Genomic DNA, 23,751 nt, shown 5'->3' on the forward strand with positions numbered 1-23,751 from the left:
CCATGGAAAAGTACCGCATTGTGTTTTCGGGATCAGGGGGGCAGGGCGTTATCACCGCCGCCATTATCCTGGCCGAAGCAGCCGTCCTCCACGAGGGGCTCGTGGCGGTTCAGTCCCAGTCTTACGGCGCGGAGGCCAGGGGCGGGGCCACGCGTGGAGACCTCATCATCTCTGAGTTTCCCATCCTCTTTCCCAAGGTGACCCAGCCCAACGTGCTGGTGTGCCTGACCCAGGAGGCCTACGACAAATTCACCCCCATTATCGTGCGGGGCGGCCTTCTTCATCAGCGGTTGGCGCGCGCCCGCCCCCGGGAAAAAAGTCGACGCCCGCCAGGTGGGCCTGCCCATGTTCCAGACGGTCATGGAAGAGTTGGGCGACCCCGTGGCCTTCAATATCTGCATGCTGGGGGCGCTTATGGGACTCATCGGCGTGGTGCGCATGGAATCGATTCGTTCCGTCATTGAAAAGCGGGTGCCCGAGGCGTACGTGGAGATGAATGGCAAAGCCCTGGACCTGGGGCATGGTTTGGCAGAGGCGTTAACGGCTTGAGCAGGGCAGGGGGGTAACTCTTCAGATCAACACAAGCCTCCGGCGGCAAGGTGTACCACCTTGAAAGCAGATTGCGAATGCGCTTTGCCCCTCGTTCCTCGGGTCAAATCCCATTCGCCTTTCAAACAAACGTCGATCGTAACTATTCAGCTCAAAAAAGCCTCCGGCGGCCCTGCCGGGGGCCAAACTTTTAAAAAGTTTGACAAACAGGTCTTGAGTAAGCCTTCCAGGCTCTGCCGAAACAATTTTGATATTTTCTTAGGAAAGTTTTTTGCGGAGCTTTTTTCCAAGCCACGCCGGACAGGTCTCTTTAACCATGATGTCCCTTAAGAGCGAAGGGGCAGAGCATGTGCGAACCTGGGGTGCAGGGGATTTATTCCCTACCCGCCTAAGGCCGGCTTAATAAACGCTGATATTTTTTCATGAATCGGGTGTCGATGAAGGTCTTGATGTGGAAGGCGAGGCGACCGGCTGTGGTGAATCCATTTTTGTGCAGGTAGCCCGTGTTTTCCCCCAGGTTGAAGATAAGGAGATAGCTGCCCTTCGGGTCAAAGGGGGAGAGGGGCGCTCCTTCGAGCCGTGCCAGGAGGTTGTCGCGCAGCACGGCGTTTTGGCGCACCGCGTAGACCCCCACCTTGGCCAGGGGCTCGGGCTCGAAGTGGATGCAGTCCCCGCCGCCGAAGATGTCCGGGTGGTCCGTACACTGAAGGTATCGGTTGACCGTCAGGCCGCCGTCCGTGGCAGCTCGAGTCGGACAAGAGAGTGGAGGGCCTTACGCCGGTGGCATCCACGATGACGTCTGCGTGTTGGCGAGCGCCGGAGACCAAGGTCACGGCGTTTTTTTTTGGCCCGGGCCACGGCATCAGTCAGTTTGATGCCCCGTTTACTCAGGCGCCCGGTAACCCCCTGCGAACGGCGTCCGGAAACCATTCAGAACGGCTCCGCCGCGCACGGTGATGACGGGGGCCTCTCCCCGGGCCGTCTTGATGAGTTGGAGGATGTTTCCCGCCACCTCCGCCGATGAGGGGCCTCCCCCTGCAACGGAGATGTGAAGGGCCGTCTCCCGGCACCGGTCCAGGATGGCCTGCCTGAGGGAGAGAAGCGACTCAATGGGCTTTACAGGAAAAACCTCTGCGTCCGGGGCCTTTTCAAAGGGGCTTTTGACAAAGCTCCCCACGTTTGCAGACAGCACGTCGTAGCAGAGTCGCTCCCCGGACGCCAGCCGGACCGTTTTTTCAGACGGGTCGATGGCCACGGCAAGGCCCGGACCCGGCCCCCACCAGCTTTCACCGCCGCTTCGGTGTCAAAGCGAATCTCTTCCGGCGTAAAGGTGCCGCCCAGCATGCCGGGACCCATACCCGAGTAGTAGTGGTGGCGGCTCGGAGCCACCACCGTGATCTCATGGCCGTGTTCGCCAATGGCCGAAAGGGCCACCAGGGTTTCCAGGTGGGCGTGTCCGCCCCCCAGCAGGAGAAGCTTTTTTTTCATGGGAACCTCGTGTGTTGGTGCCAGGTGGGGGCACCTGGAAACCCTATGGCGAATGCATGGATGCATCCATTATACCATCGCTTTCGGGGCATTCGCGTGATGTATGACATGGGGCCACCGTTTTTGCAGGATAGGCCCGTTTCGTTCGCCTGGAAGTACTTGAAATTTGCTTGACTTTAACCGGAATAACTCCAGTGTTCAGAGATATTTTTTATCGTGTGGCGTTGCCACTCCCTGGACACCAGGTTCGGAAATGCTATTTCGTTCCCAGGCTCTGCCTGGGAATGCTGCACGGAGGCCCTGCCTCCATGGTTGCAATGTATTCACCCTGTAAGTCTTATCCAGTATGCCGTAATACGCCACTCCCGAAAGGCAATGGATATGTCAAAGCCCGTCAATAAAAGTGAGCAAACATTTGGCTCTAGGCAGGGCCATCAAAGGTAAAATTTGAATAAATGAAAAAATGGATTGTGTGTTTGATTGTGTTCAATCTCATGGGATGTGCCACCGCTCCCATGGTGAAGCAACGGAAAACCGTTAAGATGGTTCACGTGCCCCCTTCGGGTCATGCCAAGTCCGCGGGCGTCAAGGCAAAGCTCGACGCCCGGTATGCTGACTGGAAAGGGGCTCCCTACCGAATGGGGGGCAACAGCAAAAGCGGGGTGGACTGCTCCGGTTTTGTCCACCGGACCTTTCGGGAGACCTTTGGGGTGACCATTCCCAGAACCACCCGCCGCCTTGCAAAAACAGGTACGCCGGTCAAGAGAAGCGAGCTGCGCGTGGGGGATCTGGTGCTCTTTAAAACAGGCATCACCCTTCGCCACGTGGGTATCTACATGGGCAGCGATACCTTTCTCCATGTCTCCACTCAAAAAGGGGTGACCGTCTCCAGCTTGAACAATCCCTACTGGCGGAAACGGTACTGGACCGCCCGGCGGGTGAAACACTAACCTCGAAATTTTGCCTCCAACGGGGCTTGGGGCAGAGGACGATACATGTAAAAAGGTCGGTTTGTGGGTAACATTCGGACGGTTCGAGGTGTTCACAGGGCCTGTTTGTCAAACCCGCTTTTTTAAGCTGGAGAAGGTTTGGAACCCGGCAGGTAATAGCTCAATGGTTACGTCTTTTTTCTTCCGGGGGTGATCACGCTTCGTAGCGACACACCAACGCTGAAATCGTTCGCTTCCGTTACCTCGATGGGTTTATAGCGTTCGTTTTCCGCCTCAAGAAAAATTCGATCCCCCTGGCACCTAAGGCGTTTCACTGTCAGCTCCCCGTTTAAGATGGCAATGACCACACGCCGATCCGTGGGCTCCAGGGAGCGGTCCACGATCAAGAGGTCCTCCGGGTGAATTCCGGCCCCGATCATGGAGTCGCCGGTTACGCGTACAAAAAAGGTGGCGGCCGGGTGCCGCACCAAATATTCGTTCAGGTCCAGGGACCCCTCCACAAAATCTTCCGCCGGAGACGGGAACCCCGCAACAACCCGACTCATGAACAGGGGCCTTCGGCACGACACCGAGGTGTCGGCCTTGTTTATTCGTTTAATCTTCATACCGCTCAATATATCCCATCCCGACCATATCCGCAAAAGCCGGTTCGTACCCAATGGGGCGCTTTCTCGCTTTGCTCGCAGGGAACCGTTCTGTGTATCGGCAAAGGCTCCCTCAATGTTCGAGTAAATCGAATCAACTTAGGGAGCCTTCGCTGTGTACTGTGGGGCGGTTGTATCTGGGAGGATTATCTTTTTTCACCGAGGGAGTTGATTTCTGTCAGCCGGTTTCCTTCGAACACCAGGCTATAATAATACGTGCTGTTGTAATTTGTCGTTTTGATGGTCCACTCCTCGATCTTCATCACCCGGATCCTTTTTTCTGACGTGGAGCCATGGGTGGATTCGGTCTCCACGCGATCAATGTAGCCCAGGATCTCCTTTGAGACAGGTTCTCCGCAAATCATGCGGACTGACCCCTTTGAATCTCCGACTGAGATGGTGTCGTTTCCGTATCTCAGGGCAAAGGCAGGGGCTGAGGCCATGATGACAAAACAAAATGCGATGATGATTCGTTTCAGCATATCAACTATTCCTTTCATGGGGGGATGTGTGTGTCCGGTTCCGGTGACGAGAGCGCAGCTATCAGGGCAATTTCTTTATGGTGTTTCCGATCATGCCGTGAATAGCATCTTTTTTCTGGCGGGGCCGTCTGTCTTTTTATTAGGTGAGGGGTGTGATCACACCTACATAATAAACCGACGCCATCAATTGGCCCGTAAACACCGTTTGTGTTGATATCTTGACACAATCATTTTGTCTTGCAAATAAAAAATACTTTTGTTTTTGTTGGTAAGTATTGAGGTCTTATTTATCTCGGTGGTAGTAAGGCAGGCTGATTTTTTCACATTGTGAGAAGATTCGTAGGGCGCAGCTCCCGCACCTTTTTTGGTGGCAAGGAATCACGTTGGTTTTCGAGAAAGGCCTTGCGCACGGCGTGCACCACCCTGCTTTTCATTGTGTTATGCAACTTCGTATTGAGGTGACAACGGCTATGGCACAAGGGGCTTCTACCCCGCCCCCAGTGCCATTGGTGTGAGACAAATCCCTTACCTTCTTTTTTTCATATAACACGACAGCGCTTCCTGAAGCGTTGAGGCTGCAAGGCCCGAGCAATGTGTGTCTTCATCGGGTAATTTTCCGACTGTTTCCAAAACCCGTTCACCGGTAATATTCGCAAGCTCATCCGGGTCTTTGCCAATGGCAAGCTCTGCTGCAAAGGAGCCGCACAGAGAACTTGAGGCACATCCATTGGTAAAATAGGAGGCCTCGGTAACCCGGTTATCCGAAAACTTCAGGTAGATTTCCATTGTGTCACCGCAAGATCCTGTCAACGAGGCAAAAGCGTCGGGGTTCTCCATTTTGCCCTGAAAACGAGGATTCCTCCAGCGCTCAAATCCTTTTTCACCAAACGATTCTTTAGCGTCCTCAAAAATCTCATCCTGAAGATTGTCCAAAAAAGCATCTAAATTATCCATGTCTCTATCCTGTCTTATTTTTTATAGGCACAACCGATTGATGGGTTATGCCCTCATTTGCACGTTGCCATGGTTAAGGCTGAGGCCCTCCCATGGGCTTGCTCACACCCCTTTTATTCTCGCCCCTTCGGTTCTCAATCATAGGTGAAATTTATTTTTCTTCAAGGGTGAACATGAGATAAAAAAATTCAACTCTCGCATTGTGTATAACTTCCTGCCGTGTGATCTCTGTATGGGTTGGCGTATCGTTACGCCCCGACATATCGGGAAACTCGTTTTAGGTCGTGACGGTGGGGGCCGGTAGGGTGCGGCCCCCGCACCGCTTTTTGCTGCGTGAACCGTATTCATTCATCTTTGACGGGAAGGGGATGCAATGAAACCATGCAACGTATTTGGTCAGGGTCAGGCAGGGTTGGGGGGAGAGGGAGGTGTCAAATGTGCAGGTACAGTTTCTTTTCCATACACTCGGCAATACACGATAATGCTGCGGGACATAAGTCGGGTGCGCCGTGCGCACCGCCTCTTCCATAAGACAGAACAGCTTCGTGTTTTCTAAAAGAAAATCGGGGGCCACACACCGTCCCTTGTGAGGCCGTGTAGGTGTGACCCCTTTACTCACCGGGGGGGAAGCCTATCACGGTGAGGCGTCAAAAAGGTTCGTTATGAAGCTAATGCTTGATAGGTTTTGTAAGTAGATTCATCAAGATATCGGAATGACTGGGGGGGGATGAAGCGACCGAATGCTTCGGTTGGATCGATGGCATTTTCATACAGTCTCATTTCATCAATGGTGATGGCATATCCTTTTGATCGATCATGAAAGTATTCTCGGTAAAAGGCCTCGTTCACACCTGAGTCTGTATGTGTCTTTGCCCAGATCATCTCGGGCGACCCTTCCAATACATCCTTGATGTCAAATTCCCCCACTATTTTCCCTACGGGCTTTGTGCAATACACTACAATCTTCTTCACGGGCTGCTTGAAGATTGCTTTTCGGTATTCGTATTTTTTTTCCCCAGAAAAAATTTTGTCGACATACTCAGGGTTAATCGAGAATAAGGCTATCATTTACGCCTCCCATTTCAGATATCATGTGAAACTGATCACGACTAACAGGCATAAAACCCCAGTAGGCATTTTGGTCTAAACCGACATTTTCAACAAGTTTCTGCCGGATAATCCTATTACGTAACGCAGCATTGTATGACATCTTTATAGCATAAAGATTATACCAGCCATTGTAAATTCTGACGAGTTCCTCTTCAGAGAAGACACTCCGCGGTAAGGTGTACGCGATAAAGTCTTGAATTGATGCAAAATCATTTTTTGATTTTACCTCTTCGACCATGCATAAGGATGTCGCGACTGCACGATACCATGCAGGGGCCTGTCCATCACCAGTTCGGTAGATAATCAGAGCATCTCCACTTCGAAGCATGTGTACGTCTCTCATTTTGCAGACATAGATTTTCTCAATGCAGTTCGTATGGGAGACGTCGTCAACAATACTTAGGCTTTCATTGTTTAATATGGAGTCAGGGAAGAGGCGTGTATGATACTGCGGCTGAATACCCAAGAGGTATGATCTTTGCCGTAAGGAGACGAGCATAAACACTGTAATGAAACATCCCAGTAACGGCACCAATGATTTTCAGGTACACATCTTCGATGCCGTTAGGTGTAATCTTTTGTGCGACCCGCTGGAAACCATAACGTGATATGATTGCAATGAGTTGGGCATGTTCTGGGAAAATGGTGACGTATAGCTTTGTGATACTTTTTTCTATAGCAGTATCAATCGCTTTCTTAATGAACCGTTCCCCCAGTTTTGTTCCGTGAGCGTGGAGTTTAAAGGTACCAATTTTAAGATATCGATCAGGGGGAAGGTTGGGTGAAACATCCGTTATAGGCCCGAGTTCTTCTTTTAAATACAGAAAGCCGCATAATGATTGATGGGCATCATACATTGTATACGCGACTTCTTGTCCCTTACGAAAGAACCAGTTTGTGAACTCAGAATAGTTCTCTTTTAAGGTATCGAAGAACGGGTCATTTAAGTTGATGGTTTGGAATTGTCTTAGCTGGAGGTTGGCATCTGATGGCATTGTAGGGTCTTATTGTGTGGAGTTGGAAGTCTCTCGGAATTTTGTTAAGTATAATTCATATTTCTAAGTAATTTGTTTGTAAAGTGAAAAGTATGTATAGGGGTCGCACCTACACATTTGACAAAATCCTCCACCCAACCGATGCTGCAGCGGGTAGGTAACGGCTCCCGCACTGCTTTGTGCAACACGAAAGCGTATCGGTTCTCGGAAAATGCGGTGCGCACGGCGCACCCTACAATTCTCCGTGGGAGTATTCGTTTTTCCGGCTCCTGAGTTCGCAAGGTGGCACTCGGGGTGATGTGGGAGAGAAGAGGGCGTTTGTGAAAACAAAAACAGCCGTAAAGAGTTGCCTCTTTACGGCTGTCGTATGGGGTAAATTCGAGAAGTGCAGTGTTTTACAAGTCTCTGAATTTATTATCTTTCATGGAGCGGGAAACGGGACTTGAACCCGCGACGTTCAGCTTGGGAAGCTGACACTCTACCACTGAGTTATTCCCGCTCATGTGGGACGTATACTAATGGCATTTTTCGGCGGCGTCAATCCCTTTGACGCGTTTTTTGAATCGAAAAAACAGGGCGGATGGAAGTGGTTTAAATCGTGGTTGATACGGGGTTGTCCATGGGCCCTTGTTTGAGAGCAGTCGTTAATTGACAAGCCAGATGGCTCTGTCCTGGCCCATCTGCACCAGTTTGTCCCCCACTCGGCCCAGAAGAAAATCCTCCACAATGGAGTGGCCCCGGCGTCCCACCATGATGGTGTCGTAGCCGCTTTTTTTGGCTTCGTCCATGAGCCCTTCGGAGCGGCTCAGGTAGGAGCGCAGGATGATGGAGTCCACGCCTGCCCGGTCGAACCCGGCGTCCCTGAGGATGGTTTCTGCTTTCTGGAGGTGGGGGCGCATGCGGGACTGGTGGTGTATCTGGTGCTCCTGTTCCATGAGGTTGTATGCGTCCAGAGATGCCTGGAAGGGGTCGAAGGAGCCGCTCATGAGGTTGAGGGAGCGCGACACATAACAGATTTTCACCTTTTCAATGTTTCGGGTGACGCTTTTTTTCAATTGCCGGACGCAGTTTTTGGAGCCTTCGGAGGCATCGAAGCCGATGAGCACGCCCGTGCTGTCGGGGTTGCCGCCAACGATGACCAGGGGCACGTGGTTCACCGAGGCGATGAGCTTGCGGGCGCAGTTGCCGAGGATGGCCCCGGTGTGGATGTTGTGGCCGATGCGACCGGCCACTACCAGGTCGTAGCCCTTTTTGGACTCCCGGATGATGTCCCGGGCAATGCCCACCCGTCGGTGGCGGATTTTTACCTCAACGGATTCGTCTGGAAAGCCCTCTTTGATGAGGTCGGTGCGGATTTTTTCGATGACCTTACGGTTGTAGCGGATGTGGTTTTCTTCCCACCAACCGCCCAGTTTGTCGGGGCCTGTGCCTTCCATACCGTCGGATTGGGTGTCCCAGAAGGTTTCCGGCACGACATTTTCTACCAGAAACAGGGTGAACGTCGTCTTTTCAGGGATCAGGATGCGTGCCGCGTAGAGTGCGGCATGGGTGGATTGGATGGATCCGTCTACAGGGATGAGAACACGTTGATTGAGAGCGTTCACCTGTGCCTCCTTGGGTTTGAGGTGGATGACCGGATCGGTCTCATGCAGTGCGACTGGGGGCGGAGTCTTCCGGTCTGGTTTTGAGTCGTGTTGCGTTGTCTGATCAAAGGTAGAGCAAGGGGCGTGCCAAGGGCGTGTTGGATGAAATGATGCGGTATTTCAATGTGTTGTTGCGTGGGGTCCGTTGGGGCTCTGAGGGGCTGTGGTGATGGCCTTTACACGTTGGAAAAAGGGCTGGCAGGGATTGCCTGAGTGGATGCTTTAAACCATTTTTAGGGGTGGGGTTTTGGTTTTTCGATAACCCTGCCTCCCCATATGGGAGGCGCATTTTCCTAAGCAGTGCATAACCACTCGCGCAGGTAACTATCTCAATAGCCTTAAGACGTCTTTGGCTGCTTCCAGTTGCTTAAGGGCTTCGTCGAGCTCTTCGGGGCCGGGGGCAAAGTCCACGGCAGCTTCGTAGGATGCGATGATGGCCTCAAGATCGGGAATCCCTTCCGTGGTGCGAAGGGCTGATGCCGAATTCATGTGATGGGCAAAGATCAGGGGCTTCACCTCCTGAAGGGTGTAAGTCTCCTTAACCGTATCCAGAGTCACGGCCGTGGGGATTTCAATGAGGAGTTCTTTGCCGGTGGGGGAGAAGATTCCCTTATATATTAAGGTGGAGTGCTTTTTGGTCGTGACAAAGTAGTTGGAGGTGTTGGAGGCACTGGAGGCGATGAGGATCAGGACAAATACGCCGAAGGCACAGACAGCCGTGATGAGTTTTCGCGTGGAGGCCTTTTTGGCGGCTTCCTCACGCAGGCGCTGTTCTTCTTGGGCCTGAGCCCTGGCTTCTTGTTCGGCTTTGGTGCGGGCCTCTTCGGCTGCCTTGCGGCGAGCTGCGGCCTCGGCTTTCTTTTTGGCATCCAGCTCAGCCTGGCGCTTGGCTTCTTCTTCGGCTTTAATTCTTGCCTCTTCCTCTGCCTTGAGTCGGGATTCTTCTTCAGCCTTTATCCTTGCCTCTTCCTCGGCCTTCAGGCGAGCTTCCTCTTCAGCTTTTTTCTTTGCCTCTTCCTCTGCCTTGAGTCGGGCTTCCTCTTCAGCCTTTTTCTTGGCCTCTTCCTCGGCTTTGAGTCGGGCTTCCTCTTCAGCCTTTTTCTTGGCCTCTTCCTCGGCTTTCAGACGGGCTTCCTCTTCAGCCTTTTTCTTAGCCTCTTCCTCGGCTTTGAGTCGGGCTTCTTCTTCAGCCTTTTTCTTAGCCTCTTCCTCGGCTTTGAGTCGGGCTTCTTCTTCAGCCTTTTTCTTGGCCTCTTCCTCTGCCTTCAGGCGGGCTTCTTCCTCAGCCTTCTTCTTAGCCTCTTCCTCGGCTTTGAGTCGGGCTTCTTCTTCAGCCTTTTCTCGCTCTTCCTCGGCTTTGAGTCGGGCTTCTTCTTCAGCCTTTTTCTTGGCCTCTTCCTCTGCCTTCAGGCGGGCTTCTTCTTCAGCCTTCTTCTTTGCCTCTTCCTCGGCTTTGAGTCGGGCTTCTTCTTCAGCCTTTTTCTTGGCCTCTTCCTCGGCTTTCAGGCGAGCTTCTTCTTCAGCTTTTTTCTTCGCCTCTTCGTCGGCCTTCTTTTTTGCATCGGCCTTGGCCTTGGCATCATCTTTTTTGGCCGTGGTTTTTTTTGCAGCAGGCTTCTTGGCCTCAGCGGCACCGGCTTTTTTTGTGGTGCTTTTCGCGGTGGTCTTTTTGGCGGTGGTGGTTTTAGCTTCTGCTTTTAAGGCTTTTTCTTCTTTTTTCTTCTTGGTGGCGGCTGCTTTTTTTACGGCTTTTTTAGACTTGGGAGCTTTCTTTGCGGTGGTCTTTTCAGCCGTTGTTTTGTTCTCCTTTTTGGGAGACTCTTCCTTGGCTGCGGCCTCCTTGGGCGCATCGGTTGAGTTTTTTACGGTTTCCTTTGCCATGTGATCACCTTTGAAAATCTCAATTATTTATAATATGATGCCAACTGGTTATTTTCTACTTGTTAACGGTCATGTATATAAAAGTTGTAAACAATTGTAAACCATTTTGGTGGAGTCAGGACCCCTGTGAATCGCAGTACAACAAAGTATGAATCCCTTTTAAATCGCCTGAAAACATACGAATCCATGGCGGTGGCTTTTTCTGGGGGAGTGGACAGTACACTGCTTTTGAAAGCAGCGGTAGATACCCTGGGACAGCGGCGGTGGCGTTGGGCTCCCCCTGTGCACTCGCGTCGTGAAATCGAAGCGGCCAAGGCCTGTGCCAAGGCACTGGGTGTCCGGCATATCCTTTATGATCCCGGTATGCTGGAGGATGAGGATTTTCTGGGGAACACACCCTTGCGATGTTATTATTGTAAACGCCGTATGTTCACGCAGATGAGTAATGAAGCGAAGGCCCTGGGGGTGAGCAATGTAGTGCATGGGGTGAACTGCGATGACCTGGGGGACTACCGCCCCGGTCTCAAGGCCGCAGAAGAGCTCGGTATCGGTGCGCCCATGGTGGATGCGGGGCTCTATGATCCAAGATGCGAGAAACTGTAAGCCCTGGGGCTGTCTGTGGCCCGCAAACCAGCCATGAGCTGCCTGGCAACGCGTATTCCCTACGGAGAGAAGATTACGCGGGAGGCCCTTGCCATGGTGGAGGCTGCCGAGGCGGCCCTGGACGATTTGGGGTTTTCACACTATCGGGTGCGGCACCACGGGACCGTGGCCAGGATCGAGTTTTCCCAGGAGGACCTGCGGCGTGTGTTTGGCCAGGAGTTGATGGCGACGGTGGTTGCCGCGGTGAGGCAGGCAGGGTATCTCCATGTGGCCGCCGACCTGGAGGGCTATAGCCAGGGCCGCATGAATCGAGTGTTGGAAGAGAGCTGAAATACGGCCAGGTTGTGTGGCACGGCATGGCGGGAGTCGCCCGGCGATATCCCGCTTTTTTGCGTTTTGAAGGGCCTTGTGCCTGTTTGACGTGTTGCCTTCTGGATGTATATAGTGGCAATGCGATGTGCGTCGGCGCTTACATGGGAGGGGGTATGGAAATTCGATGTCTGGTGGTGGATGATGAGCAGCCTGCCGTGGACGAGCTGGCTTACCTGTTGTCGGGGTTGCCGGATGTCACCGTGGTGGGGTCGGCCAACTCCGCCAAAGAAGCGGTGGAAAAGATCGGCACCTTGAAGCCGGATCTGGTTTTTCTGGATATCAACATGCCGGGTCACACCGGGTTTCACGTCATTGAAGCCTGCGGCGACCTGCACAAGGCGCCTCTGTTCATCTTCTGCACGGCCTATGACCAGTACGCGGTGAAGGCATTCGACGAGCAGGCCGTGGACTACATCCTGAAGCCCTTTTCCATGAAGCGCGTGGCCAAGGGTGTTGGGCGGGCCAGAGAGCGGCTGGAGGCGGAGTCTTCGGCTCCGGGTGATGAGGTGGCAAGGCTGCTGGAGGCTCTGGGCGCCAGGCCGCCCCATGTGGTACGCCTGTCCGTGGAGAGCCAGGGGCGCCTGTTGCTCCTGGATCCCGATGAGGTGATCTTTTGCCGGGCCGAAGAGAAACGGGTGCGGGTCTTTACCCATGACGGCGACTACATCTCCCACGGCGCCCCCACCCTGGATCGCCTCGAAGAGCTGGTTGCAGGCTACCCCTTCCATCGCGTTCACCGCGCCAGCCTGGTTCACCTCAAGCACATCCGCGAAGTCACCAGCTGGTACAACGGCAAGTACCTCCTCGTCATGGACGACCCCGCCGCCAGCGAGGTGGTGGTGAGCCGAAATCGTGTCAAGGGCCTCAAGGAGAACCTTGGGCTCTGATTCCCTGTCGTTCCAGCCCCCGGAAAAGTCCCCGCATCTCCAAAAAACGACCGGTACCTATGAAACCCTGGCACCCAGGTGTCGGTGCGGTCTACGGTTGAGGTAGATTGAGGAAGCCGGCTCCCCTCCGGCGGGTCGCTTTTTTGAAAAAACTGCACAAAACGTACTAATGCACCAGTTCTTCGTTTTGATCGCCCCCGGGGCGATCAAAACAAAAACAGGGGCTGATACCGAGAACCGTCTGAATTGTTCCGGCGCATGTTTAAAACGATGATCTAAGACCTGTTTGTTAAACTTTTCAAAGGCTTGACTCTCGGCGGGGCCGTCGGAGGCTTTTTTAAAGGAGAATACCCGAACGTGGATGTATCCATCACCCATCTGTTGATCACCCTCATAGAGCACCTGGGCCTCACCGTGGCCGCAGCCTTTCTCATTTTGAACATGGGGGCGGCGGGCAAGACCTTTCTGGGGAAGCACCCCTGGGTGGAGAAGGCCGTGCTGACTTGCTTTTTCGGCCTGTTTGCCATTCTGGGCAACTACGGGTTCGATCCGGTCCACGACGCCTTTGCCAACTTAAGGGCCATGGCCGTGGTGACGGGCGGGCTTTTCGGCGGCCCCTGGGTGGGGCTTGGGGCCGGTGTTATTGCAGGCGGGCATCGCTTCCTTATTGATATCGGCGGGTTTACCTCGGCACCTTGTGCCACGGCCACGCTTTTGGAAGGTGTGGCCGCAGGGCTTTTGGCCGGGTGGTACGGCTCGCGGGTGATGAACTGGAAGGTGGCCTTTGGTCTGGGGGTGGCCGGTGAGTCCATGCACATGGGGCTGGTGCTGGTGTTTGCCAAGCCCTTTTCCGAGGCCGTGGACCTGGTGCGGCTCATTGCCGTGCCCATGATTTTAGTCAACTCTGTTGGGGCTGCCTTTTTTGTGGAGCTGATCAAGGGGCTCTTTCGGGAACGCGAGCGGCGGGAGTCCCGCCAGGTGCAGCAGATTCTGGAGATCGCCAACCTCACCGTGGGGTATCTGCGCGCAGGGCTTGGGCGAACAGCAAAAAGACGGCTGAGATCATTTTCCGACAGGTGGACGTGGCGGCCGTTGCCATCACGGACACCACCCATGTGCTGGCCCACATGGGGGTTGGGGCGGACCACCACATTGCCGGTGAACCCATCCGCACCGCCGCCACCGGCATGGTTCTGGACGACGGGCTGCCCCTGTTCCGGCACACGAAGCGGGAGATCGCCTGCCCGCACCATGGCTGCCCCTTTCATCACGGCATCATCGTCCCCTTGAAAAAGGGGGAGAGCATCGTGGGGACCCTGAAGTTTTACGGCACCCGGGAAAAACCCCTGGACAAGGTCCATTTCCAGACCGCCCGGGGGCTTGCCGTGCTGTTCTCTACCCAGTTGGAGCTGGAAGACATCCAGATCCAGGCCCGGATGCTGGCCTATGCGGAGATCAGGCGGCTCCAGGCCCAGATCAACCCCCATTTTCTCTTCAACTCCCTTAACACCATCGCCAGCTTCTGCCGCACCCGACCCGACCGGGCTCGGGAGCTGATCCTGGACCTGTCCAGCTACATGCGCCGGAACCTTGACCAGAGCAAGGGCTACATCACCGTCCAGGAGGAGCTGGAGCAGGTGGAAGCGTACCTGGCCATTGAGCAGGCCCGCTTCGGCGACCGGGTCTCCTACCGGGGCTTATGTGAGGAGAAGGTGACAACTGGCCCATCCCCGCCCTGGTGATCCAGCCCGTGGTGGAAAATGCCGTCAAGCACGGGATCACCCCCAAGGAGAAGGGGGGGACGGTGGCTGTTTCCATTGACTGTGATGCAGCGCTTCTCACGGTGCGGGTGACCGACGATGGCGTGGGAATGTCCGAGGAGACAGTGGGCCGTCTGTATAATCCCGAGGAGCTGGCCGCGGCCGGGGAGGGCATCGGGGTGCGGAACACCATCCACAGGCTCCGGCGGATCTACGGCCCCTCCTGCCGCATGGTCATCGAGAGCACCCAGGGCCAGGGCACGGAGGTCTCCTTTTCCATCCCCCGGAACCACCCTCCAGCCCGTCCCTGACCTCCCTTTTTGAAAGCTCTCTGGCCGCCCCTTTGGGCGGCCATGTTGTTTCGGCACCCTCCTGATGCATTCCATCCCCGAAAAACGACATGGGCCGTTTCGAGCGTGGCGTATCCCCTTTTTATTCCGCTACAACAGCAGGTGTGAAAGAGGAACCGCCCCACGGGCGATCAATGCGTTTTGTCATGGAGGTCATTTAGATTATGCTTACTTTTTTTGCGTGCGTCGCTGCACTGATTCTCGGGTACTTTACCTACGGTACCTTTGTTGAAAAAACCTTCGGGCCGGACAGCTCCCGAAGGACCCCTGCCTACGAGCTTGAGGACGGGGTGGATTACATGCCCCTTCCCAAGTGGAAGGTGTTGTTTATTCAGGTCCTGGACATTGCCGGGATCGGCCCCATTTTCGGACCTATTCTGGGGGCCCTCTACGGTCCGGTGGCCCTGGTCTGGATTGTCATCGGCTCTGTTTTTACGGGGCAGTCCAGCTTTCCGGCATGCTCTCCATGCGGAACCGTGGGGGCAGCATCCCCGAGGTGGTGGGCGACTTCCTCGGCATGCCCGCACGACAGGCCATGCGGGTCTTCTCCGTCGTGCTCCTCATGCTGGTGGGCGTTATTTTTGTTCTGGCCCCGGCAAAGCTCCTCACCGGGCTCACCGGCGTGAATACCCAGATTTTTATCTTTGCCATCTTCGGCTACTATTTCCTCGCCACCATCCTTCCCATCGACAAAGTCATCGGAAAGATCTATCCCCTGCTGGGAGCTCTGCTGCTCATCACCACTGTCGCCACCGTGGTGGCCCTGATGTTCGGTGGCTATGAGATTCTGCCCAACCTGGATGACCACCAGCGCCCATCCTGCGAACAAGCCCATCTGGCCCCTGCTGTTCTCTCATTCCCTTCCTGCGGTGCCATCAGCGGCTTCCACTCCACCCAGTCTCCCTTGATGGCCCGCTGCGTCAAAAACGAAAAGGACGGCCGCGCTGTTTTTTACGGCGCCATGATCCTGGAAGGGATCATCGCCCTGATCTGGGCCACCGTGGGACTCTCTTTCTACAAGTCTCCGGAAGCCCTGAACGCCGTAATTGCTGCTGGAACTCCTTCAGCTGTTGTCTCTGAAGTCTCCAACGTTCTTCTGGGGCCCGTGGGCGGCTTCCTGGCGGTTATCGGGGTTATCGTTCTGCCCATCACCAGCGGGGACACCGCTTTCCGAAGCACCCGCCTGATCCTGGCCGAGTCCTTTAAGGTGAGCCAGTCCCAGACCGCCAAGCGGCTCATGATCGCCGTGCCCCTGTTTGCTCTGGGCTTTGTCATCTCCACCCAGAACTTCGGGATCATCTGGCGCTACTTCGGGTTCTCCAACCAGGCCCTGGCCACTCTGGTTCTCTGGTCCGCCGCTGTCTTCCTTGCCAAGGAGATGAAGAACTACTGGATCGCCTGCCTGCCGGCGACCTTTATGACCTCTGTGGTGGTCACCTTTATCCTTCAGGCCAAGATCGGCTTCGGGCTTTCCATCGGAACCTCCACCGTCATCGGCGTGGGTACCGCCGTGGTACTGCTCTGCCTCTTCCTCTTCAAGTTCTCCGGCGTACGGGCAGCGAAACGTGCCGACGGACTTGCTGAATAAGCACTGCCCGTGAAGGAATTTCCCATCATGTTCCCTGTCCGGTGCCATTGTTCGGAATTTTAACGGGATGGCCGTCGGGCAGGGAATGGGGCGTGGGCCTTAGATTGGCTTGACAACCGGAAAAGTGTGGCTTAGGATCACATCCTATGCTTGGTGCAGCTAATGCTTAATAGGGAACTCCGTGAGAATCGGAGACGGGCCCGCCGCTGTAACCGGGGACGTCCTTTGCAACAACGCCACTTTCTTGATGCGTCCGAAGTAATCGGGTCGAACAATGAGGGGAAGGCGCGAAGGTACGGATGATCCGGAAGTCAGAAGACCTGCCATGCGCTATATGATGTCCCGTTGTCTGATGTTATCGTCATATCTTCACCGTGGTGAAAGGGGCGGCCTGAAACAGGAAAAGCCGCCGGAACACGGGGATTGAATCATATAGAAGTGGCGCACTGCCGTGGTAAAGGGTGCGCCCGACTTTGAGGATTGAATACGGAATCCCCATGCTTGCATACGATTGCAGGCATGGGGATTTTTTTGTTTGGAAGACCCGAAAATCTGTCCCCGTCACGGCGGCCGATTTTCGGGTGAGTACGTGACCGGGTCCCCGCAAGGGGTCTTGCATACACGCAGGAAGGGAATCCCGTGAAAATCGGGAACGGTCCCGCCGCTGTAACCGGGAACCGTACGGCACGGATAAGGGGTATATGCCTCTCATCCATAAGCCACTGCCCGCTGCTGGCTCTCCTTTTCAGGCCGGCGGCAACCAGGGCGGGAAGGTGCGCCGTTCGGAACGCCCGGGAGTCAGAAGACCTGCCCGGCATAAGACGTGATGTTTTGGGTGCGGCATGCCGCATCACAAGACCCCTGCGGAGAACAGGGGAACCGCGTGATGAAAAGGGCGAAGCAAACAGGGAACAGCCCTTTTTCGGAGATGGTCGGACCGGAGGGGCTGTGCAAGGAGTCAGCCGGGCTCCGGTCCTTTGTAAATGATCAGTTTATAAAGGAGCCGATGATGAAAAAAGGCATGATTCTTTGTGTGCAGGGGCAGCTACCCGAAGGCGTTGCCCCGGATGACCTGCTTAAGGGCGGCCATCTGTCCTTTGACGTGGACAAGGTGGCCGTGGTCTCTCCCCTGGACGGAGAAGGAGACATCCATTGGGCATGGTGGCGCATGATATCCAAGGGGTTTACCTCGATTCAGTGCCGTATGGCCGGGTATGAAAAGGGGCGTATTGCTTTAAAGGGAGGCAGCGTTCCCATCTGGTCCATCGGTTGAATGCCTGGGTATCATATTTAATAAATACACCTGTTACGTACGGAGATTTAAAAACGATGAAAAAGACGACCCTTCTGCTTTTGATTGTATCACTGCTGTCCTTTCTGGGTGTAAATCCCGCCACGGCAGCCACCAAAAAAGAGGCGGTGGACGCCGTGGTTATTGCAAGCTTCGGCACCAGCTACCCCGAAGCCCTTCAGGCCATCCTCACCATCGACAAAGAGATGAGAAAAGAGTTCCCCAAGGCAGAGATCAAGCACGCCTTTACCTCCAACATCATCCGGGGCATCTGGCACGACCGCGCCGATGACGCCGCCTGGAAAAAAGCCAACCCCAACGTTCCCGAGTGGCTGTATGACGTCAAAGGCCCCCTGGCCACCTTCGGTGCCCTTCAGGAAGAGGGCAAAAAGCGCGTGGTGGTACAGACCACCCACGTCTACGCCGGGGAAGAGTACCTTGATCTCAAGGCCTATGTGGACGCCATTGCAGGCATCGATACCCTTCGCGCCAAGTGGAAGCCCTTCTCCTACATGACCATCGACCGATCCGCCTCGGCAAAGCCGGGTTGCACCCCGAGTACCGCAATGACATTGAAGCCGCCGCCAAGACCATGGCCGCGGATGTGCAAAAGGCCAAAAAGATGGGCGCTGTGCTGGTCTACATGGGCCACGGCAACGAGGTGTTTCCCACCAGCGCGTACATTGAATTCCAGAAGACCATGAATGCCATGTACCCTGAGGTCACCACCCTGGTGGGGACCGTGGAGGGCTACCCCGGCCTCGATGACGTCACCACCGCCCTGAAGCACATCAAGGCCAAGAAGGTCTTCATGAAGCCCTTTATGGTGGTTGCCGGTGACCATGCCAGAAACGACATGGCCGGCGACGAAGACGACGCATGGAAGACCGTTATGGAGAAGATGCGTATCAAGGTGACCTGCGAACTCAAAGGCCTGGGCGAGAACCCCGAGTGGGCCAAGCTCTACGCAAAGCATGCCGTGGACGCGGTAACGGTTCACACCGGCAAGTAGTTTTCTATGGTTTGGTGGCCTCCGGCGGCCCTGCCGGGGGCTAAACTTTTAATCCGCCTTCGCCCAAGGGCTACGGCGCGACATGAAAGTTTAACAAACAGGTTTCAAAAACCCTTTTTGGGTGAGTTTTGCTTTAAAGGCGGATGTGATTTGACCCGAGGAACGAGGGGCAAAACGCATCCGCAACCTGCTTTCAAGGTGGCACACCTTGCCGCCGGAGGTTTTCGCTGAACCCAAACGTCATTCGAAAGCCCCCCCATGACCATCGCCACGGAGTCCATGAGGAAAACAAAACCCTCCCTTGCCCTGATGAAAGGCTCGGCAGGGCTGGTGTGCCTGTGCGCGCTCCTTTTCTGCGCGGTGCTGCTTTCGGCCCGCATGGGGTTTGTGGCGTTTTCTTTTAAGGACGTCCTTGGGGCCCTCTGGAACGGGATCACCGGCACGGACGGGGCCACGGCAGCGGCTGAAACAGCCCGGGTCATGGTCTGGGAGGTAAGGCTCCCCCGCATCCTGACGGCGGCAGCCGCAGGGGCCGGGCTGGCCGTGGCAGGGGCCGTCTACCAGAACATTCTGCTGAATCCCCTGGCCGACCCTTATACCCTGGGCGTCTCTTCCGGTGCCGCCTTTGGCGCGGCCGTGGCCCTTCTCTTCGGCATGAGCAAGACCCTCTTGTCCGTTCCCCTCTTTGCCTTTGGCGGCGCCATCCTCACCCTGTTTATCGTTATCGCCATGGCCTCACCCTCGGGGCGGCTGCTGCGGTGTGGCATCGACTCTTCCAACCTCATCTTATCGGGCATCATGGTGTCGGCCATCCTCTCGGCGGGTTTGAGCTTCATGAAATACCTGGCCGACGAGCAGGTTTCCGTCATCATCTTCTGGCATGATCGGGCAGTTTGCGCGGCCACCTGGCGTGATGCCGCTGTGCTTTCCGGCGTTTCCGGGGCCGGGTTTCTTCTTTTTCTCTTCTACGCCCGGGATCTGAACCTTCTGGCCCTGGGCGAAAAAAGCGCCCGAAGCCTGGGGGTGGATACCTCCAAGACGGTCCTTATCCTTCTTGTGGCCGCGTCCCTTGTGGCGGCGGTCTGCGTGGCGGTCTCCGGCATTATCGGCTTTGTGGGGCTTCTGGTGCCCCACATGGTGCGGTTTGTCACCGGGCCGGATGCCCGGAAGCTTCTTCCCGCAACCCTTATCATCGGGGCGGTGCTCCTGCTTTTTGCCGACACCGTGACCCGTGCGGTGCTACCCTATGAAGTGCCCATCGGGGTGCTCACGGCCCTCATCGGCGGGCCGGTGTTCTGCGTGATCTTTCGAAAGAGCCGCATGGGAGGGGGGGCATAAGTATGACGGACAGCGTGCTCCACATGGAGGGGATTTCGTTTAAGCGCGGCAGGCGAGAGGTGCTTAAAGGCGTTGACGCTCATTTTGAGAAGGGCGTGTTCCACGCCATCCTAGGGCCCAACGGGGTGGGAAAGAGCACCCTGGTGGAAATTTTGAGTGGACAGATGGACCCCGATGCCGGGACCACCTCTCTTTTCGGGACCCCGGTCCGAAAGCTGTCGGCCCGCAAGGTGGCCCGGCAGGTGGCGGTGGTGTCCCAGAGCCATGAAGTACGTTTTGCCTTTTCCGTGCGGGAGGTTGTGATGATGGGCAGGCACCCCCATATCGACCGGTTCGGCTCCCCGTCGGAACACGATTTCAAGCTGGCGGACGAGGCCATGGCCGTGGCCGATATCCGTCACCTGGCCGACCGCCCCGTCACCGAGGTGAGCGGGGGAGAGCGCCAGAGGACCCTTTTTGCCCGGGCCCTGGCCCAGGACACCCCCGTGCTGATCCTGGACGAGGCCACCAGCAACCTGGACATGAAACACACCTTGAGCCTTCTTTCCGTGGTGCGGGAGAAGGTGAAACAGGAAAACCGATGCGTTGTGGGGGTGTTTCAGGACATCAACACCGCCGCGCTCTTCTGTGATCGGTTCCATTTTTTGAAAGAGGGGCGCATGGCCGTGTCCGGCTCCGTGGAGGAGACCCTCACCCCCGAGACCCTCTGGGAGGTGTTCGGGGTCAAGGCACGGGTCATGACAGACGAGGTGACCCGGAGCCGTCAGGTGCTCTTTGATGCGGGAGGGTTCCATGGGTAGAACTCTTCTTCGCATCCTCTGTTTTTGCCTTGTGGCCGGGTTGATGGCACCTGCCGCCGATGCCGCCCGGATCACCGACGCATCCGGTCAGGTGGTGACCTTCCACAAGCCCTTTACCCGAATCATCTCCCTTTACAGCGCCCATACCGACAACCTCCTGGCCATGGGGGCCGCAGATGTCCTTATCGGCGCGTCCAAGAGCGACGGAGCAGCAGAGCTCCCCCGGTTCTCCTACCACGACGGCACCGAGCGCTTCTTGGCGGCCCGGCCCGACCTGGTGCTGATTCGCCCCATGATCGAGCGGGGCTACGGCAGGCTGGTGTCCAGCCTCAAAGCCCGGGGGATCACCGTGGTCTCCCTGCAACCCGGCACCGTGGACGAGATGATGGATTACTGGGTGGCCCTGGGCCTCCTCAGCGGACACGAGGCCGAGGCCCGGGCCCTGGTGTCGGCATTTGAATTAGAGACCCGCCGTATCCACGAGGTCACCCGGATGGTACCGGAAAAGCGGACCGTATTTTTCGAGGCCATGCACGGCAAGCTGCGCACCTTCTCCAAAGGCTCCATGGCCGCCTGGGCCCTGGAGCTGGCAGGGGGCGTCAACGTGGCTGAAGACGCCGTGCCCTCCAAGGGCAGCAATATCGCCATTTACGGCAAGGAGCGCCTCCTGGCCAAGGGGCCGATGATCGACGTCTACCTGGTGCAGCAGGGCCGCATGAACCGCGTCACCCGGGAAGAGATCGAAAAGGAACCGGGCTTTTCCCTGATTCGGGCCGTGCGCAAGGGCGAGATCCACTTTGTGGACGAGGCCCTGGTTTCAAGACCCACACCGGCACTTCTGGACGGGGCCCGGCGCATCGGGGAAATTCTATACCCCACTCTTTTTGAACCGAGCACACAAGGACTGGCAACGCATGGGCATTAAGGCGACTTTCGGCAAAACAGGTTTTCTCATCGGGGGCACCTCCAGCGGCAGCGGCAAGACCACCCTGTCTCTGGGCATCATGGCGGCGCTGAAGCGGCGCGGGTATGATGTGGCGCCCTTTAAGGTGGGGCCGGACTACATCGACCCGGGCCATCACCGGCGGGTGACGGGCCGGGCCTCCCGGAACCTGGACGGCTGGATGCTCAGCCGGGACTATTGCCGGGACGCCTTTTCCCGATCCATGGCCCAGGCAGACCTGGCCGTGGTGGAAGGGGTCATGGGGCTCTTTGACGGCTTTTCCGGCACGGACGAGGCCGGGTCATCGGCCCAGATGGCCAAGTGGCTTGGGCTGCCAGTGATTCTGGTGGTCAACGCCGCCAGCATGGCCCGAAGCGCCGCCGCCCTGGTCACCGGTTTTGAAAACTTCGACCCCGAGCTCAATTTCCTGGGCGTGGTCTTCAACAACATCGGCAGCAAGAGCCACCTCACCTATCTCACCGAGGCCCTGTCGGTCCACAGCGACATGCCCTGCCTGGGCGGGATTCCCCGGGACGAAGCCCTGAGGATCCCCGAGCGGCACCTGGGCCTTGTCACCGATGAAGAGCACGTACTTTCCGGCACCGAAACCGATCACTTGGCCGACACCGTGGAGGCCCACATCGACCTGGATCTTCTCTTAGAGCGGGCCGGGGAGCTTTCGCTAAGTCAGGAAGAACCCAAAGGGGCCACCCCCGAAAGCGCCCAACCCGTCAAGATTGGGGTGGCCATGGACAGCGCCTTCTGCTTCTACTACCCGGACAACCTTGAGACACTCGAAAAAGCAGGGGCCACCCTGGCCTTTTTCTCGCCTGCCGAAGACGAAACCCTTCCCGAAGGGATCAGCGGCATCTACTTCGGTGGGGGCTACCCCGAGCTCTTTGCCGAGGCCCTGAGCGGAAACACCGCCATGCGAAGCGCCGTCAAAGCCGCCGCCGATGCCGGCATGCCCGTCTACGGCGAGTGCGGGGGGCTCATGTACCTCTCCGAGGCCATCACCGATTTTGAGGGGCGTCGCTGGGAGATGACCGGCTGCCTGCCCCTGGAAACCCGCATGCAGGAGAAACGCTGTGCCCTGGGCTATCGGGAGATTACCCTGAAAGAGACCTCTCTGCTCGGCCCGTCCGGCACCATTGTGCGGGGCCATGAGTTTCACTATTCCAAACCCGTGGGGGAGCCCAAGGCAGACCGGATCTACCGGGTCACCCCGCGTACCCATCGCACCCTTCCCGATGAAGGGTATGTCAAGGGCAATACACTGGGCAGCTACGTCCACCTTCACTTCGGAAGCTCTGCCGGGGTGGGGGAGGCGTTTGTGGCCCGCTGCAACGCGTACAAGGAGTCAACGACACGATGAAACCCCAGGAGATTGAAGACCTGAGCTTCAAGATTATCGGAGAAGAGGCCGGTGACCACGGCTTCTCCGACGCGGAGTGGCCCATTGCCCGCCGCGTGATTCACACCAGCGCCGATTTTGAATACGTCGAGAGCCTTCGGTTTCATCCCGAGGCTATTGAACGTGGCATCGCCGCCATTCGTGGCGGAAAGCCCATCTTTACCGATACCAACATGGCCCTGTCCGGGATCCGCAAAATGGAGGTGGGCTCCTTCGGGGGAAGCGTGACCTGCCTGGTGGCCGATCCTGAGGTGGCCGCCACCGCCAAGGCCGGGGGTATCACCCGGGCCAAGGCCGCTGTGGACGCTGTGGCAGATCGCCTCGACGGGGCTATCTACGCCGTGGGCAACGCCCCCACCGCCCTGCTTCGCCTGCTGGAGCTGGTGCGGGAAGGGCGCATCAAGCCCGCCCTTATCGTGGGCTTTCCCGTGGGGTTTGTGAACGCGGCCGAGTCCAAGGCCGAGCTCCTGGAGACCCCTGGGGTTCCGTACATCACCAACGTGGGACGAAAAGGTGGCTCCAACGTGGCCGCCGCCGCGGTCAATGCCCTGGCCATCATGGCGGCATCCCAAGGGGCTTAGCCATGTAGTGAGGCAGTGAGAAAAAAATCTGTGTCGGCCCCTTGAGGCCATGCCCCAACCAGGTGACACGACCACGCCTTGCCGCGCCGGGCAAGGTGATACTGGCGTGTCATCGG

At 56.5% G+C, this 23,751-nt stretch carries 26 protein-coding genes, 1 tRNA gene, 2 pseudogenes and 2 riboswitches; of the genes and pseudogenes, 18 read left to right on the forward strand and 11 right to left on the reverse strand.

The features are described 5' to 3' along the window. Window positions 1-2 precede the first annotated feature (2 nt). Window positions 3-549, forward strand: a pseudogene (locus ACOYW2_RS03265) (2-oxoacid:acceptor oxidoreductase family protein). Between the two features lie 388 nt (window positions 550-937). Here the strand turns inward: ACOYW2_RS03265 and ACOYW2_RS03270 are convergent. Further along, entirely contained in the window at window positions 938-1,168 is a 231-nt protein-coding gene (locus ACOYW2_RS03270; protein ID WP_482769378.1) for a hypothetical protein, read from the reverse strand. A gap of 264 nt (window positions 1,169-1,432) precedes the next feature. Continuing rightward, window positions 1,433-1,804, reverse strand: coding sequence for a hypothetical protein (locus ACOYW2_RS03275; RefSeq protein ID WP_482769379.1), 372 nt, complete (start codon window positions 1,802-1,804; stop codon window positions 1,433-1,435). 715 nt (window positions 1,805-2,519) lie between these two features. On the opposite strand from ACOYW2_RS03275, the gene ACOYW2_RS03280 reads away from it, so the two are divergent. Next, window positions 2,520-2,987, forward strand: coding sequence for an NlpC/P60 family protein (locus ACOYW2_RS03280; protein WP_482770973.1), 468 nt, complete (start codon window positions 2,520-2,522; stop codon window positions 2,985-2,987). Window positions 2,988-3,154: 167 nt separating this feature from the next. Here the strand turns inward: ACOYW2_RS03280 and ACOYW2_RS03285 are convergent, their stop codons facing one another. From ACOYW2_RS03285 to ACOYW2_RS03325, 9 genes are all read right to left on the reverse strand, one after another. Then, the gene (locus ACOYW2_RS03285; protein ID WP_482769380.1) at window positions 3,155-3,592 is read right to left on the reverse strand and encodes a LexA family protein; all 438 of its coding nucleotides are present in this window, start codon (window positions 3,590-3,592) and stop codon (window positions 3,155-3,157) included. A 185-nt stretch (window positions 3,593-3,777) separates the two neighbouring features. Next, window positions 3,778-4,113, reverse strand: a complete 336-nt coding sequence (locus ACOYW2_RS03290; protein WP_482769381.1) for a DUF2845 domain-containing protein — start codon at window positions 4,111-4,113, stop codon at window positions 3,778-3,780. Between the two features lie 525 nt (window positions 4,114-4,638). Continuing rightward, window positions 4,639-5,067 carry an iron-sulfur cluster assembly scaffold protein gene (locus tag ACOYW2_RS03295; RefSeq protein WP_482415226.1) on the reverse strand — a complete coding sequence of 143 codons (429 nt, stop codon included), beginning with the start codon at window positions 5,065-5,067 and terminating at the stop codon, window positions 4,639-4,641. 660 nt (window positions 5,068-5,727) lie between these two features. Continuing rightward, a complete protein-coding gene (locus tag ACOYW2_RS03300) occupies window positions 5,728-6,135 on the reverse strand; it encodes an ASCH domain-containing protein (RefSeq protein WP_482769382.1) in 408 nt (135 codons plus the stop codon). After that, the gene (locus ACOYW2_RS03305; RefSeq protein WP_482769383.1) at window positions 6,113-6,505 is read right to left on the reverse strand and encodes a hypothetical protein; all 393 of its coding nucleotides are present in this window, start codon (window positions 6,503-6,505) and stop codon (window positions 6,113-6,115) included. Before ACOYW2_RS03305 ends, ACOYW2_RS03300 begins: the two co-directional genes overlap by 23 nt. Before the next feature lie 97 nt (window positions 6,506-6,602). Further along, window positions 6,603-7,172: a hypothetical protein gene (locus ACOYW2_RS03310; RefSeq protein ID WP_482769384.1), complete on the reverse strand. Its 570-nt coding sequence runs from the start codon at window positions 7,170-7,172 to the stop codon at window positions 6,603-6,605. Between the two features lie 424 nt (window positions 7,173-7,596). Next, window positions 7,597-7,671: transfer RNA gene (locus ACOYW2_RS03315), tRNA-Gly, on the reverse strand. 145 nt (window positions 7,672-7,816) lie between these two features. Beyond that, window positions 7,817-8,776 (reverse strand): universal stress protein, encoded by a 960-nt coding sequence (locus tag ACOYW2_RS03320; RefSeq protein ID WP_482421690.1) that lies wholly within the window; start codon window positions 8,774-8,776, stop codon window positions 7,817-7,819. 363 nt (window positions 8,777-9,139) lie between these two features. Next, window positions 9,140-10,696 carry a hypothetical protein gene (locus tag ACOYW2_RS03325; protein ID WP_482769385.1) on the reverse strand — a complete coding sequence of 519 codons (1,557 nt, stop codon included), beginning with the start codon at window positions 10,694-10,696 and terminating at the stop codon, window positions 9,140-9,142. A 126-nt stretch (window positions 10,697-10,822) separates the two neighbouring features. Here ACOYW2_RS03325 and larE point away from each other — a divergent pair, with 126 nt between their 5' ends. The 16 genes and pseudogenes from larE (at window position 10,823) to ACOYW2_RS03405 (ending at window position 23,635) form a co-directional block, all read left to right on the forward strand. Further along, window positions 10,823-11,299, forward strand: coding sequence for an ATP-dependent sacrificial sulfur transferase LarE (gene larE / locus ACOYW2_RS03330; protein ID WP_482769386.1), 477 nt, complete (start codon window positions 10,823-10,825; stop codon window positions 11,297-11,299). 15 nt (window positions 11,300-11,314) lie between these two features. Beyond that, window positions 11,315-11,629 (forward strand): adenine nucleotide alpha-hydrolase family protein, encoded by a 315-nt coding sequence (locus ACOYW2_RS03335; protein WP_482421693.1) that lies wholly within the window; start codon window positions 11,315-11,317, stop codon window positions 11,627-11,629. A gap of 155 nt (window positions 11,630-11,784) precedes the next feature. Beyond that, the gene (locus tag ACOYW2_RS03340; RefSeq protein WP_482769387.1) at window positions 11,785-12,558 is read left to right on the forward strand and encodes a LytR/AlgR family response regulator transcription factor; all 774 of its coding nucleotides are present in this window, start codon (window positions 11,785-11,787) and stop codon (window positions 12,556-12,558) included. A 357-nt stretch (window positions 12,559-12,915) separates the two neighbouring features. Next, window positions 12,916-13,848, forward strand: a complete 933-nt coding sequence (locus ACOYW2_RS03345; RefSeq protein ID WP_482769388.1) for a LytS/YhcK type 5TM receptor domain-containing protein — start codon at window positions 12,916-12,918, stop codon at window positions 13,846-13,848. A 17-nt stretch (window positions 13,849-13,865) separates the two neighbouring features. Further along, a complete protein-coding gene (locus ACOYW2_RS03350) occupies window positions 13,866-14,300 on the forward strand; it encodes a sensor histidine kinase (RefSeq protein ID WP_482769389.1) in 435 nt (144 codons plus the stop codon). A gap of 8 nt (window positions 14,301-14,308) precedes the next feature. Beyond that, complete coding sequence (locus ACOYW2_RS03355; RefSeq protein WP_482769390.1) at window positions 14,309-14,629, forward strand: sensor histidine kinase; 321 nt, start codon at window positions 14,309-14,311, stop codon at window positions 14,627-14,629. Window positions 14,630-14,832: 203 nt separating this feature from the next. Beyond that, window positions 14,833-15,294, forward strand: coding sequence for a carbon starvation CstA family protein (locus tag ACOYW2_RS03360; RefSeq protein ID WP_482769391.1), 462 nt, complete (start codon window positions 14,833-14,835; stop codon window positions 15,292-15,294). Continuing rightward, the gene (locus ACOYW2_RS03365; RefSeq protein WP_482769392.1) at window positions 15,186-16,256 is read left to right on the forward strand and encodes a carbon starvation CstA family protein; all 1,071 of its coding nucleotides are present in this window, start codon (window positions 15,186-15,188) and stop codon (window positions 16,254-16,256) included. The genes ACOYW2_RS03360 and ACOYW2_RS03365 overlap by 109 nt, the downstream gene beginning before the upstream one ends. 134 nt (window positions 16,257-16,390) lie before the next feature. Beyond that, a riboswitch (cobalamin riboswitch) is annotated at window positions 16,391-16,598 on the forward strand. Window positions 16,599-16,834: 236 nt separating this feature from the next. Then, a riboswitch (cobalamin riboswitch) is annotated at window positions 16,835-17,085 on the forward strand. Between the two features lie 177 nt (window positions 17,086-17,262). Further along, window positions 17,263-17,529, forward strand: coding sequence for a hypothetical protein (locus ACOYW2_RS03370; RefSeq protein WP_482421699.1), 267 nt, complete (start codon window positions 17,263-17,265; stop codon window positions 17,527-17,529). 56 nt (window positions 17,530-17,585) lie between these two features. Continuing rightward, window positions 17,586-17,954 (forward strand): annotated as a pseudogene (locus ACOYW2_RS03375) (sirohydrochlorin cobaltochelatase); the annotation flags it as partial. Window positions 17,955-18,040: 86 nt separating this feature from the next. After that, window positions 18,041-18,559, forward strand: a complete 519-nt coding sequence (locus tag ACOYW2_RS03380; protein WP_482769393.1) for a sirohydrochlorin cobaltochelatase — start codon at window positions 18,041-18,043, stop codon at window positions 18,557-18,559. Window positions 18,560-18,817: 258 nt separating this feature from the next. Further along, window positions 18,818-19,897, forward strand: a complete 1,080-nt coding sequence (locus tag ACOYW2_RS03385; RefSeq protein ID WP_482769394.1) for a FecCD family ABC transporter permease — start codon at window positions 18,818-18,820, stop codon at window positions 19,895-19,897. A 2-nt stretch (window positions 19,898-19,899) separates the two neighbouring features. Continuing rightward, entirely contained in the window at window positions 19,900-20,697 is a 798-nt protein-coding gene (locus tag ACOYW2_RS03390; protein WP_482769395.1) for an ABC transporter ATP-binding protein, read from the forward strand. Continuing rightward, a complete protein-coding gene (locus tag ACOYW2_RS03395) occupies window positions 20,690-21,622 on the forward strand; it encodes an ABC transporter substrate-binding protein (protein WP_482769396.1) in 933 nt (310 codons plus the stop codon). The genes ACOYW2_RS03390 and ACOYW2_RS03395 overlap by 8 nt, the downstream gene beginning before the upstream one ends. Further along, window positions 21,612-23,015 (forward strand): cobyrinic acid a,c-diamide synthase CobB, encoded by a 1,404-nt coding sequence (locus ACOYW2_RS03400; RefSeq protein WP_482769397.1) that lies wholly within the window; start codon window positions 21,612-21,614, stop codon window positions 23,013-23,015. The genes ACOYW2_RS03395 and ACOYW2_RS03400 overlap by 11 nt, the downstream gene beginning before the upstream one ends. Continuing rightward, window positions 23,012-23,635, forward strand: a complete 624-nt coding sequence (locus ACOYW2_RS03405; protein WP_482415242.1) for a precorrin-8X methylmutase — start codon at window positions 23,012-23,014, stop codon at window positions 23,633-23,635. Before ACOYW2_RS03400 ends, ACOYW2_RS03405 begins: the two co-directional genes overlap by 4 nt. Window positions 23,636-23,751 lie beyond the last annotated feature (116 nt).

It is taken from the genome of Desulfoluna sp. CLI2B (assembly GCF_056847375.1).